The sequence below is a fragment of the Psychrobacter immobilis genome (assembly GCF_904846175.1).
GTDB classification, from domain to species: domain Bacteria; phylum Pseudomonadota; class Gammaproteobacteria; order Pseudomonadales; family Moraxellaceae; genus Psychrobacter; species Psychrobacter immobilis_E.
Window position 1 is genome coordinate 55,586 of sequence record NZ_CAJGZM010000011.1, and the last position, 18,668, is coordinate 74,253.

General features: G+C 42.4%; 13 protein-coding genes and 1 pseudogene. 9 read left to right on the top strand and 5 right to left on the bottom strand.

Going from position 1 to position 18,668, the window contains the following annotated elements:
- Positions 1-175 precede the first annotated feature (175 nt).
- The 6 genes from JMW39_RS11790 to JMW39_RS11815 all read left to right on the top strand — a co-directional run bounded on the left by JMW39_RS11790 (position 176) and on the right by JMW39_RS11815 (position 8,410).
- The gene (locus tag JMW39_RS11790; RefSeq protein ID WP_201546673.1) at positions 176-646 is read left to right on the top strand and encodes a cell division protein FtsL; all 471 of its coding nucleotides are present in this window, start codon (positions 176-178) and stop codon (positions 644-646) included.
- On the top strand, positions 643-2,766 hold the full coding sequence (locus JMW39_RS11795) for a peptidoglycan D,D-transpeptidase FtsI family protein (RefSeq protein ID WP_201546675.1): 2,124 nt from the start codon (positions 643-645) through the stop codon (positions 2,764-2,766). Before JMW39_RS11790 ends, JMW39_RS11795 begins: the two co-directional genes overlap by 4 nt.
- Positions 2,767-2,836: 70 nt before the next feature.
- Positions 2,837-4,582, top strand: a complete 1,746-nt coding sequence (locus tag JMW39_RS11800; protein WP_201546677.1) for a UDP-N-acetylmuramoyl-L-alanyl-D-glutamate--2,6-diaminopimelate ligase — start codon at positions 2,837-2,839, stop codon at positions 4,580-4,582.
- A 109-nt stretch (positions 4,583-4,691) separates the two neighbouring features.
- Complete coding sequence (locus JMW39_RS11805) at positions 4,692-6,149, top strand: UDP-N-acetylmuramoyl-tripeptide--D-alanyl-D-alanine ligase (protein WP_201546679.1); 1,458 nt, start codon at positions 4,692-4,694, stop codon at positions 6,147-6,149.
- A gap of 3 nt (positions 6,150-6,152) precedes the next feature.
- Positions 6,153-7,271, top strand: a complete 1,119-nt coding sequence (mraY, locus tag JMW39_RS11810) for a phospho-N-acetylmuramoyl-pentapeptide-transferase (protein WP_201546681.1) — start codon at positions 6,153-6,155, stop codon at positions 7,269-7,271.
- 227 nt (positions 7,272-7,498) lie between these two features.
- Complete coding sequence (locus tag JMW39_RS11815; RefSeq protein ID WP_320157918.1) at positions 7,499-8,410, top strand: putative RNA methyltransferase; 912 nt, start codon at positions 7,499-7,501, stop codon at positions 8,408-8,410.
- A 79-nt stretch (positions 8,411-8,489) separates the two neighbouring features.
- Here the strand turns inward: JMW39_RS11815 and cls are convergent, their stop codons facing one another.
- Positions 8,490-9,941 carry a cardiolipin synthase gene (gene cls / locus JMW39_RS11820; RefSeq protein ID WP_201546683.1) on the bottom strand — a complete coding sequence of 484 codons (1,452 nt, stop codon included), beginning with the start codon at positions 9,939-9,941 and terminating at the stop codon, positions 8,490-8,492.
- Positions 9,942-10,075: 134 nt separating this feature from the next.
- On the bottom strand, positions 10,076-10,870 hold the full coding sequence (locus tag JMW39_RS11825; RefSeq protein ID WP_201546685.1) for a YdcF family protein: 795 nt from the start codon (positions 10,868-10,870) through the stop codon (positions 10,076-10,078).
- 162 nt (positions 10,871-11,032) lie between these two features.
- Between JMW39_RS11825 and arsC the strand changes: the two genes are divergently transcribed.
- Complete coding sequence (gene arsC, locus JMW39_RS11830) at positions 11,033-11,440, top strand: arsenate reductase (glutaredoxin) (RefSeq protein ID WP_201546687.1); 408 nt, start codon at positions 11,033-11,035, stop codon at positions 11,438-11,440.
- Between the two features lie 88 nt (positions 11,441-11,528).
- A pseudogene (locus JMW39_RS11835) lies at positions 11,529-11,732 on the top strand (ArsB/NhaD family transporter); the annotation flags it as partial.
- 341 nt (positions 11,733-12,073) lie between these two features.
- Here the strand turns inward: JMW39_RS11835 and JMW39_RS11840 are convergent.
- A complete protein-coding gene (locus JMW39_RS11840; RefSeq protein ID WP_201546689.1) occupies positions 12,074-12,970 on the bottom strand; it encodes a hypothetical protein in 897 nt (298 codons plus the stop codon).
- A 485-nt stretch (positions 12,971-13,455) separates the two neighbouring features.
- On the opposite strand from JMW39_RS11840, the gene JMW39_RS11845 reads away from it, so the two are divergent.
- A complete protein-coding gene (locus JMW39_RS11845) occupies positions 13,456-13,899 on the top strand; it encodes a DUF3293 domain-containing protein (RefSeq protein WP_201546691.1) in 444 nt (147 codons plus the stop codon).
- Here JMW39_RS11845 and JMW39_RS11850 read toward each other — a convergent pair.
- Both JMW39_RS11850 and JMW39_RS11855 read right to left on the bottom strand, forming a co-directional pair.
- A complete protein-coding gene (locus JMW39_RS11850; protein WP_201546693.1) occupies positions 13,877-15,412 on the bottom strand; it encodes a restriction endonuclease subunit S in 1,536 nt (511 codons plus the stop codon). The two genes, JMW39_RS11845 and JMW39_RS11850, sit on opposite strands and share 23 nt — an antisense overlap.
- Positions 15,413-15,424: 12 nt before the next feature.
- Complete coding sequence (locus tag JMW39_RS11855; RefSeq protein WP_201546701.1) at positions 15,425-18,475, bottom strand: type I restriction endonuclease subunit R; 3,051 nt, start codon at positions 18,473-18,475, stop codon at positions 15,425-15,427.
- Between the last annotated feature and the right edge of the window lie 193 nt (positions 18,476-18,668).

The following is an 18,668-nucleotide window of genomic DNA, read 5'->3' on the forward strand; positions in this document are numbered from 1 at the left end:
ACGCGGCTGTTAAAAAGCTGTAAACATTCTCTGCTAGGCTCAACAGTTACTTTTTGCTTGGTTTTATTTCTATTTATATTTGTTTTTATTGATGGTGCTGATGGCTCATGAGGGTGTGATCACTCGCAAATGGTTAGCGCTTTTTATATTTGAAGTTCACTTTTTTGAGATCGTCATGGCAATATCTGACAAACCTGTCAACCGTCGCACCGCAATGCCTGCTAATACTGATGTTGGCGAATTATTCGTGCGCCGATTAAATGTGGTCAGTATTTATGTGGCCATATTATTAATATTGGCGGCAGCAATTATCTGGAGCGGCATCAAAACTGCCGAGGGCGTGCAGCAATATCATCAGGATTATAAAACCTTGCAAGACATGAAAAAACAAGAGCGCAAGCTGCAGGTAGAACATCAGCGTTTGCTTATCGAGCAGCAAACCTTTAGTGCCACCCCGCAAATTGCCAGTCGCGCCGTCGCCGAATTGGGTATGTTTTCGCCCACCCTTAAAGACAAACTAATTATTCAACCGGGTGCGGCAGTTGCAGTAGCGCCAGTCGTCGAAGCTGATGGCTCAGATGCAGCAGCTGTCAATGAAACAGATTTTTTTGAAGCGGATGCTGACGTAGCGGAGGCAGGACGATGACTGATAAAAAATCCAATGCCAATAGTGCTAAAGATACTGCTAAGAATAACAGCAAAAAACCTGCCAGTGGCAAAGTCACTAGTGGTAAAGTGACTAAGCCACTACGCCGTGCCAGTGCTGCCAAGTCTGGGCAAACCAGCAGCAAACCTGACAATAAAGCGGCCGATAATCGTAAAGCCAAGCTGTTTAGCCGCCTAAAAAAGAACGAAGAGCAGGGTGCTTATACCAGTGTTAAAACCCAAAAAAGTAAAAGATCTTTTTTGGGTAAAGCCTCTGGAGCATCTTCTCGCGGCGGTGTCGAGCAGGATAAAAACCGCTTTCGTACGATTTGGGGACTGGCGCTGCTGATTTTAGTAGGGCTTATCGGTCGTGCTTATTATTTACAGGTGGCGAATGCTCAGTTTTACCAAGATAAAGGTAACGAGCTGATTACCAGCGTGCGTACGCAAAAATCCTATCGCGGTATGATTACCGATCGCAATGATTTGCCATTAGCCGTTAGTGCGCCATTAGCGACCGTGTCGTTTAGCCCGCATGATTATGCACGCGAATATTACGAGCTTAAGCGTATTATCCTCACCAATCCTGATAGTCCAAAGCTGGTTGCGCGTATGCAAAAGCGCTTAGATAATATGGATTTGACCACGCTTGCTGCTGCTGCCAATATTTCGGTAGATGAGCTGAAACGAGTGACTGCTATCGACCCTAGTGTCGATGTGACAGATGAGGAAGCGGTGAAAGCGGCGTTGCCATCGGGTGCAGGCTCGCATTATCTGCCGCTACTCAATAAAGTCACGCCTGAAATTGCTCAAAGTGTTAGCTCGCTTGACTTTCCGGGTGTTAATGAGAAAAACTTTTTCCAGCGCTACTATCCACAGCCGCAACCGAACTCGCAACTTTTAGGTTTTATGGGACAAAACGCCAATGACCCTGAAGGCGGTTATGAAGGGCGTGCCGGTATCGAACGTCAGTACGAAACCGAGCTGGCCGGTGAAGATGGTAAGGTATTGGTACTAAAAGATGCTAAGCAAAATAGCTTAAAAGAAATCAAGCAAGTTAAGCCAGAAGTACCGGGTAAAGATGTCGCGTTAACGATTGATTCACGCTTACAGTATCTGCTTTATAAAGAGCTTGAAAAAGCCGGTCGCTTACAAAAAGCGCGCTGGTCAACAGGCATGATTGTCGATGTGCAAACAGGTGAAGTGCTCGCCTTGTCGACGTGGCCGTCATTTAACTCTAATAATCTTAATGAGATGACCGGTGAAAACCAGCGTAACCGTGCGCTGCTTGACGTCTTTGAGCCCGGCTCAGTCATGAAACCATTTACCGTTGCCGCTGCTTTAGATTCAGGTAAATATACGGCGACATCATTGATCGATACCAATCCTGGCTCTATTCGTGTCCGTGGCTATACAATTCGTGACCATAATAATTTGGGTCGGATTACATTGGCAACGCTACTACAGAAATCGAGTAACGTGGCCTCGACCAAGATTGCTTTGTCGTTACCGGCTGATGGTATTACCAGTATGCAAAAACAATTTGGTTTTGGCTCAAAAACACCGTTACAATTTCCAGGTGAAGGTAGTGGTCTTGTGGTCACACCGGAAGAAAAAGAAACTTCAAGACGGGCAACGGTCAGTTATGGCTATGGTATCCAAGTGACGTTGGCGCAGATTGCGCAAGCGTACTCGGCGCTGGCGGCAGGCGGGGTGATGCATCCCTTAACGCTGACTAAAGATGGCGAGCGGCCGCCCAGTAAGCGTATCATGGCACATGAGCAAGCTATGTCTATCGTGCAAATGATGGAAAGTGTCACCGAACCGGGTGGTACAGCTAAGGGTGCTGCTATCGACGGTTATCGCGTCGCTGGTAAAACAGGGACGTCGCGCCGTATCAATCCAAAAGGTGGCTACTATACTGACCAGTATCGTAACGTCTTTGCCGGTATGGCACCAGCGTCTAATCCTAAGCTGGTTGGCGTGATGTTAATCGAAGACCCACGTGGTCAGATTTATGCCGGCTTAACAGTCGCTCCTGTCTTTCACAACGTCATGAAAGAGGCGCTGCGTTTGTATAATGTACCGTTAGATAAGCCATTAAAAACCGAAGACCAGTAGGCGTAATAGTAAATTTTTAAATATTCAGCTCTTAATCATTTGATGCGTTTTAACCGTTTAGGATTTGCCAATGACTCTGTCTACCTCGCCGATAAGCAGCACCACAGTCACCTTACAACAGCTGATTGAAGCTAGTGGCAACGATAAAGATAGGCAGAGTCATAGTCAAAACTATAAAGATAAACACAGTCTAGCGCAGGCATTGACAACGATGCTAACCGCATATAGTAGTCAACTATCGAATGCAAAAAGTTCGGTTGCCAATATCGCATTTGAGCAGTTCTGCTTAGACAGCCGTCAATTGGCAGCCAACGATGTCTTTGTCTTATTAAAAAGTCATATACCAAACTGTCAAAAAAGTCGTGACCACCTCTATCAAGCCGCTGAGCAGACGGCTTTTATCCTAGCAGAAATTGACCCATTAGCTTTGCTTGCGACAGCTAATGTCCCGCCTCATGCCAACCTTGCATTGACGAGTGATAGTGCCCAAGCTATCGCACAGCAATTAGACGGCCTGCCTTGCCCAGTATTATATGTACCCAATATCCGTGATTTTTTAGGTGACTTGATTCAATCACGTTTGCAATATCAGAAGGCTGTGACCTTGCCAAAGGTCGTTGCAGTAACAGGCACCAATGGCAAAACAACTATCAGCCAATTGGTGGCGCAATTAACGCAGTTGACTGGTATGAGCAGCGCCGTGATGGGTACAGCGGGTAACGGTAGATTAGGCGCTTTGGTGCAAGCCAGCCATACCACCGGTGATGCCTTAGCAGTACAGCAGTTTTTATATCAAATGGGTCTTGAAAATGCTGAATTATTGGCATTAGAAGCCAGCTCGCACGGTCTCGATCAGCAGCGTTTACAGGGTATGCCGGTGTCGGTGGCGATTTATACCAATTTGAGCCGTGATCACCTAGATTATCATACTGATATGGCTGAGTATGCCGCGGCAAAGGCTAAGCTGTTTGATAAAGCGCATTTCCCAGAGTTAACCCACGCCATTATCAATATCGATGACGAGCATGCACAAATTATGCTCGACACAGCATACGCTAGCAACTTAACGGTTTGGACCTATAGTTTAGACCCATCAAAAATGGCGACCTTTGTTGCCGCTGAAATTAAGCCAAGTTTGCAAGGTGTTGAGATTGCGCTGCGTACTGATTTTGGTAGTAGAGATTTTAAAAATAAAGAAACCAATAACATCAATATTGTCAGCCCGTTACTCGGGCGCTTTAACGTTGCCAATTTACTTGCTGCCATCGCCGCTGCCGTCGCTTTAGGGATTAGTCTGGAGCGCATTGCGACAGTGATACCGCAGCTACAAGGTGCGGTTGGGCGTATGCAGCGTGTACCCTCTAATGACGGCTGCTTTATCGTTGATTATGCCCATACGCCTGATGCATTAAGCCAAGTACTTGCCAGCCTAAAAACCCATTGTAAAGGTCAGTTGTGGGCAGTGTTTGGTTGTGGCGGCGACCGTGATGCGGGTAAGCGCCCATTGATGGCGCAAGCGGGGCTGGCGGGCGCCGATAAAGTTGTATTGACGGCAGACAATCCACGTACCGAAGACCCAAATATGATCTTGCAAGATATGCAAGCAGGCATGACAAACGAGCAATATCAACGTGCACATATCGAACCGGCGCGTCAAACCGCCATCGAATATGCGGTCAATCAAGCTGCGGCTGATGATATCGTTGTTATCGCAGGCAAGGGTCATGAAACCTATCAAGAAATTAACCATGTTCGTTATGATTTTGACGATCGTGTTGTTTTGCAAAACGCTTTAGAGCAAGCAGGGCGTGTATAGCCTTTATAGACAAATAATAGCGCTTGCCGCTCATTTTTTTGGGCTTTTCTGAACAACAGATATCATTAAATATCAAAGATAAGTAGTCATCATATATAAGGTAATCATTATGACAGCCGACAACGATAACAGCACTCAGTCGCAAGGGCTGTATGTTTGGCAAGTAGACAATCTACTTGCGGCGACCGCAACACTGAATGGGCATTGGCAATTTGCTGAAGCGCAAGCAACATCAAGCAATAATAGCACGGACACAAGCAAGTCAATTACCAGCACTCGTATCGCTACCGATACTCGTACCATAAAACCTGGCGATATTTTTTTAGCCTTAACCGGTGATAATTTTGATGGTCACGATTACATCGCTACTGCCATAGAACAAGGTGCGGTTGCAGCCATCGTTTCACGTCCCATTTCTGCTGATATTGCACAATTAGTTGTTAATGACACGCGTTTAGCGTTAGGGCAATTAGCAGCTTATCGTCGTCAGCAGCATAAAAATTTGACTGTGATTGCCATTACTGGCTCGAGCGGTAAGACCACTTGCAAAGAGATGCTCGGTAGTATCTTTGGACGCTTGGCGCCGACGCTGATTACCCGTGGCAATCTAAATAATGACTTGGGTGTGCCGATGATGTTGCTCGAATTATCCGATCATCATCGCTATGCAATTTTGGAGCTAGGCGCTAACCATATTGGTGAGATTGCTTATACTACTGAGATTGTAAAGCCGGATGTCGCTTGTGTTCTTAATATTGGTACCGCGCATTTAGGGGAATTTGGTAGCCGTGAAGGCATTTGCCAAACCAAGGCTGAGATTTACCATACTTTGAATGACACGCAGTACGCGATCGTTCCTGATAAAGATGATTTTACCAATAAGCTACGCCGTATTGCCGAAAAGCATACGTCACACGTGATTGGCTTTGGCAATACCGATGTCAGTGCCAGCCATTTAGATGTTGAGCCTGAGCGCAGTGAATTTAAGCTCCATATCGATAGCCAAGTTCATGATATTAGTCTACCGCTAGCGGGTGAGCATAATGTTAATAATGCCTTAGCCGCTGCTGCTTGTGCCCATGCCTTAAATATCGATATCAGTGATATCGTCGTCGGACTTGAAAACGCTCGCCCTGCTAAGGGGCGCTTAAACAGCCAGCTACTCGGTATGCATCGTTTGATTGATGATACTTATAATGCCAATCCGCATTCGGTGCGCGCAGCCGCTAAAGTGTTGGCAGCGCAAACGGGTACGCAAGTGATGGTACTTGGTGATATTGCGGAGCTTGGAGAAGCGGCAGTTAGCGAGCATCAAAGCTTGGGTCGTACGATTGCGACCACCGGCATTAATGTGCTGCTGTGTGTCGGTGAATATGCGCCTCATACCGTAGCGGGTGCGCAAGAGATTTCTGCTATCAGCGCCCATGCCTTTGCTGATAAAGACAGTTTATTGGCGTATTTACAGTCTTATTTACGAGCACAGCAGGCGCAGCCTTGTACGGTGCTGTTTAAAGGCTCACGTTCCATGGAAATGGAAACCCTTATCAATGCGCTAGTCGAGGAGTAGGCGGTGTTAGTTTGGTTGTTTGGCTGGCTTGGTCAGTATTATACGCCGTTTTCTGCGGTTTCTTCGTTGACGCTGCGCGCGTTACTGGCGGTCATTACCGCACTTGCCTTTAGTATGATTTTTGGTGGACGCGTCATTCGACGTCTGCGTGCGCTGAAGTACGGTCAGGCGATTCGTAATGATGGTCCGCAGTCGCATTTGGCTAAGACGGGCACGCCGACCATGGGTGGGGTGCTGATTTTGAGCGCGATTGGGGTTTCAACCTTATTGTGGGCGCGATTAAACAATCCCTATGTGTGGATTTTGCTCATTGTTATGATTATCTTTGGTGCGGTCGGTTGGGCAGATGATTGGCTTAAAATCAAATATAAAGACCCCAAAGGCTTAATCGCTCGCAAAAAATACTTTTGGCTATCGATGGGCGCGTTATTCGTCGGTATTTCTTTATATTATATCGCTACTTTACAGCCCGATATTAACACCACGCGTGAAATGCAGGATTTGCTGCTACCTATTTTTAAAGATTGGATTATTCCATTCTCAGCAGTGCCGTTTGGTATTGGGTTTATTATCTTTACCTACTTTGTGATTAATGGTGCTTCTAACTCTGTCAACTTAACCGATGGCTTGGATGGTTTGGCTATTTTGCCCGTGGTCTTGGTAGCAGCCGGTTTAGGCGCGATGGCTTATGTATCAGGTGACGTGCGCTTTGCGGATTACTTGCATGTACCTTATATTGCTTATAATTCAGAAGTGATTATTGTCTGCGGCTCGATGATTGGTGCCGGACTTGGCTTCCTATGGTTTAATGCTCATCCAGCGCAAGTATTTATGGGTGATGTTGGGGCATTAGCATTGGGTGCCATGCTCGGTACGATTGCGGTTATGACCCGTCAAGAGATTGCCTTTGCCATTATGGGTGGGTTGTTTGTTGCCGAAGCCTTGTCAGTGATGCTACAGGTTGGTTCGTATAAGCTGCGTAAAAAGCGCGTCTTTCGTATGGCGCCATTGCATCACCATTTTGAAGAGATTGGCTGGAAAGAGACACAAGTGGTGGCAAGATTTTGGATTATTGCCATTATCCTAGTCATTCTTGGGCTTATGACTTTAAAACTACGTTAAGTCGTCAATAAGATAAATCATCAACAAAATATAAATCAAAAGCCATCTCAAAATCTGAGGTGGCTTTTTTTAATGCTTGTTTATAATTTTGCCTCTATGTTTTTCATTATGGTTTTACTCCACCTTTTATCCCTTACTTAACCTGAACTTTGTTAAAATGGCAGCCATATTGCGATGACTTTGAGATACTTGTGAGCTTATTTATTTGTCCCCTTTGTCAATCACCCATGCAACCAGCTGACGATACGTGGCGCTGTGATGGCAGCTTGCACCCAAAGCAAACGTCCCATCCGTTTGATGTGGCGCGGCAGGGTTATGTCAATCTATTACCCGTACAACAAAAAAAATCCAAAGCACCGGGCGACAGTCAGCAATCTATTGATGCGCGCAAACGGTTCTTAAATGCTGGAAATTATCAGCCATTAAATGACTTAATTTGCCAAAAGATGACGGCGTTACTAACAGCACAGAAAGTCAGTCTCAGCCAAAAAGATAGGCCAGTCAACTGGCTGGATATTGGCTGCGGAGAAGGGTATTACACGCAGGCAATGGCGCAAACGGGAATGGATGTGCTTATTGCAGCGGATATCAGTAAACCCGCCGTCGTAGAGATGGCAAAGACCAGTAAGGCTTTAGGTCGTCTTTGGTCTCAGCAAGCTAAAGACAGTGCTAGTAAGGAAACAGTTAAAGCTGCAGCCATTTATCCGTTAGTCACCAGCGCGGCCCACTTGCCATTACGGGCACATAGCATCAATGGCATTAGCAGTATTTTTAGCCCAATCTTGCCAGAAGCGTTCAATGAGGTATTAAGTGATGCAGGCCATCTAATCATTGCAAAGCCCGATATAGGGCATTTAGCAACGATGCGTGAGGCGTTATTTGATGACGTCCGCGAGCATGATTCGGATAAGTTTTTGCAGGAATTGGCGCCTTATTTTCAGCTTTTACAAACCCATCATATCAGCAGTAGTTTAAATTTATCGGCAGAGGAATTGGCGGATTTAATGACCATGACCCCTTATGCGTATCGTGCGCGTGGCGAAAAAAGACAGGCGCTACTAGCAGAAGTGACCGCAAAGCCTTTTGAAACTGAAGCCAAGTTTGTTATCTACATTTTGCAAAAAACAGCTGCTGTATAAAATTAATAAAGTAAATTTAATGAAAATTATTTCATGTTAATCATTTTTCTTTAATAAGCACTTATTAACAAGGATTCATTTATAAAACCGGTCCCATGGTGGCAACGATATTATTCCAAATTCGATAAGACAGTGGCCAGTTCTTCACTTCTTCGCGCGTCACTTCATCAGAGTCAGCGATATACTGATATTGGCGCTCCATAATATCGGCAGTCAGTTTGTTATCACTAAATAGGATATTGTTTTCATAGTTCAAATCAAAGCTACGCAAATCTAAATTGGTTGAGCCAATCAAGCTGATTTCACCATCGACAGTCAGAGTTTTGGCGTGTAGCAACCCGGGCTTATACTCATAAATCTTTACGCCTGCCTCAAGCAATTGCCAGTAATAACTATGACTGGTCGCGGCGACGATAAAGGAGTCGTTTTTCTTAGGGAAAATCATCGTCACCTCGACCCCGCGATAGGCGGTCGCACATAGAATGCTCACCAGAGAATAATCGGGCACAAAATAAGGGGTAGAAATCATCAGTGTATGCTGAGCTTGGCTAATTAAAGCGCCCAAAAACTGTGGCGTGGTGCCGTGGCGCTGGGTCGGACCATCGGAAAACACTTGGGCAGCAAAATTATTAGATAGCAGATTTGGCTGTAAATCTGTCGCATATGGAAAACTGTCGAGCGGCGTATCAGGGTTTTCAGTCAACCAATCACTGGCAAATAACATCTGAGTTTGCCCAACGATGGGGCCTTCGATACGCAGCATAATATCGACCCAAGGGGCATATTTAGGTTTTACCATAAACTCAGGGTCGGCGCAGTTACGGCTGCCAGCGTAGCCAATCTTGCCATCAATCACGGTAATCTTGCGGTGATTACGCAAGTCAATACGGCTAAACAGCAGGACCTTTATGATATTGGTTAATGGCAATGCAATGCTGAGCTGTACACCCGCATCCTTCATCTGTTGCCATAGCTTTGAGCCCACCATCTTACGTGAGCCCATACCATCGACCATCGCCCGGCAGGTAACGCCGCGCTTTGCTGCGCGAATAAGCGCTTCGGCGGTATCAGTCCCCATGCCATCGACCAGCCAAATATAATACAGCACATGGATATGATCGGTCGCCGCATCAAAATCAGCAATCATGCGTCTGCGCGTCTCAGCTGCGTCTGCCATCAGCTCGGCACGATTGCCTACCGTAGTCTGAAAGCCGGTGGCTTTTGCTGAATAAGCAAAGGCTGCGCGATACTCAGGCTTGACGGCATGTAATAAAGCCACATCGCTACCAAGCACTGAGGGACGGTATTGACGTAGTTTGTCGATGATTGCCTCGCGTTCGCGGGTGAAGTTGTGTCCTAAATGCACCTCGCCGAACATCCAATAAACCAGTACGCCAAGATAAGGTAAGACAAATAAAATAACAATCCAAGCTAAGCGCGCCGGCGCAGTTAAATCATGACGCGCAAGGACGCGCAGGGATATCAGCACCAGTAAGATAAAGTGAATGGTTAATAAGATGTCGATGAGCATAGCGCTGTCCGTGGTGGTTATATTGTGAAAATTATGATTATGATCATGGTCGTTATTATTTTTATTGAAACTCTGAGTGGTTTGACAGGTTGGATTGTTTATAGATTTTATTAACTTCTATTTATTAACTTCTATTAGTATTCGCCAAATAGCCAACCACTGACAAAGGCAAAATACTCGCGAAACCATGCATTGTAGCGAATCGATAACGGCGTTGGGCTGGCGAGCAGAATAGGCTGCTGATAGCCTTGATGCTTGGCAATGGCAGCGGCGCGAATGGTATGAAAATCACTGGTCACAATAGCAATAGGCGCTGTAATAGAGACCCCTTGTGCCGCCAAAATTACTTGGCTATAGATTAAGTTTTCGGCGGTACTGGTGCTTTTGCCCTCTTGCAAAATGTGCTCAAAGGCAATGCCATGTATCTCATGTAAATAGGTCGCCATAATACTGGCTTCACTGTGCATCTGCCCCATACCAATGCCGCCACTGGTCAGCGCTAGCGCCTCTGGCTGTACTTTAATCAGCGGGGCGGCCGTATCTAAACGCTTGGCAAGCGTCGGTGTTGGCTTTCCTGCGACCGTACCTGAACCTAATACAATAATCGCGGCGACCTCAGGTATAGGCTGCGCGCTGCGTTTAATCTGCTGCTGCAATGCAAGAAGAAATAGCACAAAGCTTATAAGCCAGATAAAAAACAGCAGCCATAGCGCATACCAAATACGATTGCGGAAAGGGTTTTGCCTAGTAAATTTGCGGATGGCATGCCAAAATATCCCATGGGCGACAAAGATACTGCCCACTAAAAACGGTACAACAGTGCCAAAGTTAATTTTGCCAACGGCCATTAATACGGCACAATCCACCATGATACCCGCACCGATAACCACTAATCCAACTCGCGCTATAATGAGTAATTTTTTTGCCATAGTTTTAAATTTATTATGTTTAGGTAAAGATGCTTTAAGTTAAGGTCTATTGAATCAAGTGCTTATTTATCTATTTAATTATACGTTGTTTTAATTGCATGGCTGTTTGGCAATATCAATCGGTACCAAATCCAATCCCTTTAACGTAAAAAGGAAAATCTTATGACGCCAATAATTTTTCATAATCCAAAATGCGGCACGTCTCGTAATACACTTGCTATTATGCAGGCCTCAGGTGAGACGCCAGAAGTGGTGGAATACCTAAAAACACCGCCGTCTCGTGAATACTTAGTTGAGCTGTTGGCATTGATGCACATCGCCCCACGCGAGCTAATACGCAGTAAAGAGAATATCTATAGAGAGCTTGGCTTAGACAATCCAGTATTGAGTGATGCGCAATTGATTGATGCCATGATAGCGCACCCTATTTTAATCAATCGTCCTATTGTTGTTACCAATAAAGGCGCGGCGCTATGTCGACCGGCAGAGCGGGTGTTTGATTTACTGGAAAATCCAGTCAGTAGCTTTACTAAAGAGAACGGGGAAATCGTTAAACATATCAAAGTTTAAAGACACTAGAGCGCTAGCAGCAGAAGACAATCTTGATAGTAAACGTGATGGTAATGGTGCCTCTTTGAATGCTGATTTGCCCAATGTTGATTTACTTAGGAATGGCTTAGGACCAAAATTCACGCCTATTGGTAGTTTGGCGACGTTATTGTGGTTACACGTATTGGCAGAAAAAGACTATAAGATAAGCTGGGGACAATATATGAAGGTCGGTCTGCTGATAACGCCGCCGGTATTATTAGCCACATTATTGACATTGGTGTTTTGGTTGCCTAAATTTCCTAGCGTTTAAGAAAAGGTTTTAAAAAGTTAAATATAAGATTTAAGGTTTTTGTTTTAAAGGATTTTGTAGGTGTTTAGGACAAGGCAGAGAAGCTGAAGACTTTGATTAAGCAGAATATGATTGGCGGTGAAGGAGGAAGTTAAACTATGAGTGTAAGATATTGATTTATATACCTTATTAATTTATTTAAACCATTATAGACCAACAAATAGACCAACACGTCTTAAGTATCGGATGCATAGCAAAACTTAGTAATTATTTCAGAATATAATGTAACTAAATATTTCTAAAGTACTATTTGGTTTCAAACATATACTATTTTTAAAAAAGCGTTTTTAGTTTAGCATGGTTTATTCATCATCCATCGAATGATATTCGACTTTAAAAACCCATGTCGATGAGATATGTTTACTAGCTGATGCTTTAAGACCCACACCTTTATTTATTCCAGTGATTTTTGCAGCTATCTCTGCTGCACCATCTAAGCTGTCAGTAAACTCTAAGCTTATTTGATGGGAGCGCAGTCCATTATTTAACCTATGAGTGGCCATTAGACCTAAGTCTGAGTCCATATCAACCCACTTTTGCAAATGCTGAGGTACGATAGGTTCCCTTTTAAGATCGTCAAAAGAAGAATAAACTTCTTTCTTTATACTGCCATTCTCCTCAAATTTTGCTTTTATGCCAATATCGATAGCTACAGGTTTTAGGACACTGATGTCAGTACCTATCTTTCCTTTAGTATTACAAAAACTTGCATCTTCTAAGTATATGGACTTTGCGCCCAGCGCACCTGCTAGCTCCATGAATACATTGTTTTTTTCTTTGGCTAGTAGCTTATTATAATTTTGGAGTGGTATATATATATCCTGTTTTATTGGATGTGAAATATAGAAACAGTTGTTTCTAGCAAGTTGCCCCATGCCCAATGAAATAGTCCTTGATTCATCTAAAGTCATGTGACCTAAACTAACTCCTAAACCTAATGATTGCTGAATAGCTGACAACACAGTGTCTTTATCGACAGTAGTTATAGAATTTTTTAATTTAGCAAATATTCCTGCTGAAGCTCCAGCACTTGCTGCTACTGTCGATATAGCTGGACCAAACGCCGCTCCAATAATTGATATCCCTGCTATGGCTAGTTGACTAGGTGTAATAGCGCGATTCCCTATAACAGCAAGGTTATAGCTCTTCATTAAAGAGATCTCATCTGCAACGAATAATAACTTTTGTTCTTTACGCATTTCTTAACCTCAAAATTTATACTTGCTGCTTAAGTTAGTTAATGACTTTGAATTTTTTATTTTGGGCTGTAGTAGAATGCGGTATATGAAAAATAGTGTTGTTAATAAGAGTGACTAGCATTATTAGTAATTTTAGACTATTTGTAAACTACTGTTTTGGAACTCTGCATAATTTATCAAATATGTTGCAGTCAATGAGCGCATACGTGGCAGACTCGAGTTATTGTTGGCATAAAAGAAAAGGTAAACCTAAGCACAAGTTCTGTGCGCCTAGATGAGATGACTTTGATTGTAGGAATAAGCACTTGGAGAAATTCAAGGGTATATGTGATTAAGACGACGATGGTTGTAGTAAGATTTTTGAAATGTATATAAAAATAGGCGGCTTCTGATATAGCTGAGTTATGAGATGATTTATAAGTACATCTATTTAGAGCAGCTTTCTGTTAGCATAAACTATTACTAATACCTCATCGAGCTACCCTATGTTAAGCCAGCCTCTTTTAGAAGCCTATCGCGAAACTAATTATTATTTTGGCGATGTTGTATTAAATATTGATAAGCTATCTGCTAAAGCTGAATGTCTTTTAAAGCCATTTATACCAAGTGGTGGCTTATTTATCACGGCTTGGAACCCTATGGGCGAACCTTTGGACCTCGCAAGTAATGAACTAGCCAATGAAGGTTTAAAGACTGAATTACTTAGTCAAGGCTTGACTGTTCTTGAAGGCTATGGTGAAAGTCCTGACGGATCGTGGCGAGAGGCTAGTTTCTTTGCTTATCCCGTAGATGAAGAAATAAGCCTTAACTTATGTCTTACCTACTTTCAAAATGCAGTGGTGTATGTTACCCCTAAAGGCTTACCTATGTTACTAGAAAATCCCAATTTTTCTGAACGTACTATTCTCAGCTATCCCTTAGACGCTTAGATAGGATTTTCCTTAAGTCCGATAAAATTTCCTCTGCTATTACTCTATCAAGGTTCACTCGCTTCTGTAGAAAAACTTTGGGATGAACGATGTTCCTATATCCACTAATCTTAAATGCAGCATCTATTAGGTATGCTGTTAGATGTTCAGATCGTTGAAGTTCCGATATTATCTCACCAAGCATTTTCTTATGAGTTTTAGAGTTGATATAATCGATTTTATCAATTTCAGATAACCAGTCAAGTAATACTCCTTCCAAAACCGATCCAGACAAAATTAGAGCGCTTTTGTATGCACCTGCATTAATACATACATCGATCTCACTTAAATCACCTTCGATTACTTCTCGAATGAAGTGCTGCTTCACAATCTGAAGATGGCTTAATATTTCTTGTATCAAATCTTTTTGAAAGGGCTTTTCTGGTATTTTTGTATTAAATAATTCTTTATTAATTATTTCAACACGATCAGGGTTGTTATCTTTATAAAGTGCTTGAAATAAGGATTTAGCATTAGATAGAACATTCTTATCAGGGATAATTATTGGCAGATTATTGACATGTTCTTTAGTAAACAGGTGACTCATAATGCCAGTTTCAAACTGCAAAAAGTACTTCTGTGCCGTATCACTTTTGAGGTATAAATATAGGAATTCGGAGTTGATAGAATCGTTCTTAGGTCTAATAACGATAAAATGATTTGAAGCGAAAACTTGTTCAGCGAAATCATGTTCAACTAATGAAAAATTTAAATTTCCCATTCGTGCGACCAAGATATCACCAGCTTGGATTAATACGTCAGTAGCTTTTTCAGTATCAGATTGTAAGCAGCCTGAAAGGTTTTTCAAATGCCTTGGCTTACAAACCTTACCAATCTTATCTTTGATTTGTTTAGGAAATAAAATATCTGTTAACTCAGATAATGGTTGTGTTGTCTCTTGCTTTAGTTTTAGCCTATTTTCTATCATTTCGGGAGAATAGTAGCTGATAGAAAGATTGTTCAAATCTAAAATTTCGTAGTGTTGTTCAAAAAAAATAAATTCTTTGTAGGGTTTATTTATAGTTGAGAGCTCATAGCCACATGTCAGCATATTAATGAGATCGAGATACTGCTTGTAAGGTTCAGTTATCACTCTTTCTTGCAACATAAGTTCAAAATCTGAACCTATACCATGAACACTAGAGTAAGTTTTTTCTCCTTTAAATAAAGAGAATATTACGTTTTCTGGTTTGTTTTTAGTCAACCAATAAAAATGAAATTTAACTGATGAGCTGGGAGATATTAGGCTAGATAAATCGAAAATACCCCCAATGTACCAATCTGATGTAATTAAGTCTTTTATAAATTTCCTATTATTCTGAGGAGAGTCAATTCTACTTCTTAAAAATATTAAACCTGTTTCGTTTGCTTCCTCATTTAATGTATATGAGACGTAATCAAGATCATCGTTCCTAGAGTCAAAAAATCCATTAGAGAACTTAAGTCTATCATCGATTATTTTATAAATATCCATTTTAATTCCTCCTTACCTTTTCTCACCAGACTCTCTATCTACGAGCAGTCGCAAGCTATGCATAAACGCCATTTGGAAGTTCTCATCGCCTACAAACTTCTTATAAAAATCCACTTCTTTACGGCGATCTGAGACGATAATTTCTTTGACCATATTGGCAAACTCCATCTTGCGTGATTGCTCATCTTCAATATTATTGTACTTATACTCAAAGTCTCGGTGCTCTTGAATACGCTTAACTAGATTTATTAGTTTAAAACGTTGCTCTTCTGGTGTGGCGTGCCAGTTTTCAAACCAATGCTTGTTAAAATCGTCAATGATTTTATCTAATACATCCTCTGTGGTCTCAGGATCATAAACACCTCTTGGACTACCGTTAGAAGGAGTAAGCTCGCCACCATCATCTTTTAGGGTTATCTTTTGACCCAAGGCGGTACGTTCGATGGCATATGTATTTAGATTAACAGATTCGAGCAGCTCATCTATGGCTTCGTCCTCAGTGGTTTTGACGCTAAGCTTTGGTATCAATGGCTTTAATACCCAATACAATCGTTCCCACTCAACCATGTTAAATGGGATGATAGCAGCGATCCTACCGTAGAGCTTAACAAACTGTTTGGCTTGCATCTTAAACTCAATCTTGGTTTCATCTGATAGACCAAGCTCAAGGTTATAACGATGGGCAAATACGTCTATCTTTGAGTCCAATATATCCATAGGCTCGTTATCAAAGAAAAGGTCGGCGTACTCTTTAACCTCATGAAGTTCATATACACCTTTGCTATCTAAATTGTCTTTAATTTCGTGCAAGACATTGATGTCAGTAGCTTCGGATAGAGTCGTAGCAGTATAGTATTTATCAAATGCCGATTTGATATCTGAAACGCTGTTATAAAAATCGAGTACAAACAAGTCCTCGGTTTTTTTGCCATACTTAGGTGCTGAGCGGTTAAGCCGCGATAGCGTTTGTACTGCTTGTACCCCCTTAAGTTTTTTATCAACATACATAGCAGTAAGCTTCGGCTGATCAAACCCTGTAAGATATTTATTTGCCACAACCAATAGGCGATATTCATCGGTATCAAATTTGTCTTTGGTTTTGGATTCTTCAAAGCCGTTCATCGCAGGCTCGGTATATTCAATACCGTCTACCTTTTTGCTGCCAGAAAAAGCAATGAGTATCTTAAAAGGATTGCCTTTTTCTTTTAGGTGTTTAGTTAGGGCTTTGTAGTAGCGAATCGCCATTGGAATGTTTTGCGTGACGACCATGGCCTTAGCGTGACCGTTTAGACGGTTTTTTCCATAGACGTTATCCACGAAGTGGTCGAGCATGATTTCAGCTTTGGTATTGATGGTTTGCTCAGTATGCTCAACATATGCCTTTAGTACCTTTTGTGCTTTATTGGTGTCAAACTTAGGATCATCTTTGATAGTTTTTTGAATCTGATAATACGACTTAAACGTGGTGTAATTGCTAATCACATCAAGAATAAATCCTTCTTGAATGGCTTGCTTCATTGAGTAGAGGTCAAATGGCTCAAAGCTACCATCTGCTTGCTTGATACCAAACTTCTCAAGCGTGCTGTCTTTTGGCGTTGCGGTAAAGCCAAAGTAACTGACGTTACCCTGCATCTTTCTCGCTTCAATAGCTTTGATAATCTTATCTTGGTTGTCTTCTATCTCTTCGTCATCACTAGTATTGTCAGTTTGATCAGCACTATCATCTTTAACCCCGAGCGCTTTATTCATGTCATCACTGACTGACCCGCCTTGTGAGCTGTGCGCTTCATCGATAAGAATTGCAAATTTCTTATCAGCCATTTCGCTGATTTCATCCAATATGAATGGAAATTTAAAAATGGTAGTGATGATGATTTTTTTACCTGACTCAAGGGCGTTACGCAGATCACGAGATCGCTGAGCATGGGCAATGATGCCTTTGACTTCACTAAATTGATTGATGTTATCTCGGATTTGTTTGTCCAATAACCTACGGTCAGTGACTACGATAACGGAGTCGTAGAGCGGCTTCTCGATATCTAGTGCGTTGATGGCATTGTAATCATCGCTTGGGTTGGGATAGGCTTCGATAAGTTGATACGCCAGCCATGTAATAGAGTTGGACTTGCCTGAACCTGCTGAATGCTGGATAAGATAACGCTTGCCCACGCCGCACTCTTGTACGTCAGCCATCAGTTTTCTGACCACGTTCATTTGATGGTAACGTGGAAAATACAGCGTCTTATCATTTAGCTTAGGGTTTTTGATGTCAGGATCGTCACAACCTAAACGCACAAAATGACCAAGTAAATTTATTAAGCTGTCTTGTGCTAGCACTTCTTCCCACAAATAAGCAGTCTTAAATCCATTTGGATTAACTGGATTTCCACTGCCACCATTACAGCCTTTGTTAAATGGTAGGAAGAAAGTTTTCGCCCCAGCCAAGCGGGTAGTCATAAAAGCTTCTTGATTATCTAAAGCGAAATGCACAGCACAACGGGCAAAGTTAAACAAAGGCTCTTTTGGGTCACGGTCTTGCTGATATTGTTTAAGCGCGTTAAACCTAGCCGTTTGGCTCTTGTGAGTGCTTTTTAGCTCAAAGGTAGCAATGGCTAAACCATTGATAAAGAGTACAAGGTCGATAGATTTTAGAGGCTCACTAGCAGAGTAATATACTTGGCGGGTGATACTAAATAGATTCTTTTGGTAGTTATCTTTGACCTTCTGGCCACTGCTAGCCAATGGAGCAGGGTATAGCAGGTTGAGTGAAGCATCATCTACTTGTAGTCCATTTTTTAGGATGTGAAGTACGCCATTGTTTTTGATGACACGATCGAGCCTATGCAGGACTTTATCCTGCCAATCATGTGGATTAAACCTAATAATTTTATCCAGCTCTTTTTGCTGAGTATCTTGTAAGAACTGCCAAAACAGCACTCTATCAATAGCGAATTGTTTATCAAAGTCGTTATAGTCACCTTGAATATAGCCCATGCTAACCATGCTTTTGACGATATGGTCTTCAAGCTCACGTTCGCTAAAAGTAGAAGGTTGGTTTACCATGTCATGTCCTTTTTTATTATTATTAATATGACTAAATGAAGCGTTATTACGTATATCTAGTTAGAAACCTCAACGTCTAAAACTACACCTCAACGTCTAAAACTACACCTCAACGTCTAAAACTACACCTCAACGTCTAAAACTACACCTCAACGTCTAAAACTACACCTCAACGTCTAAAACTACACCTCAA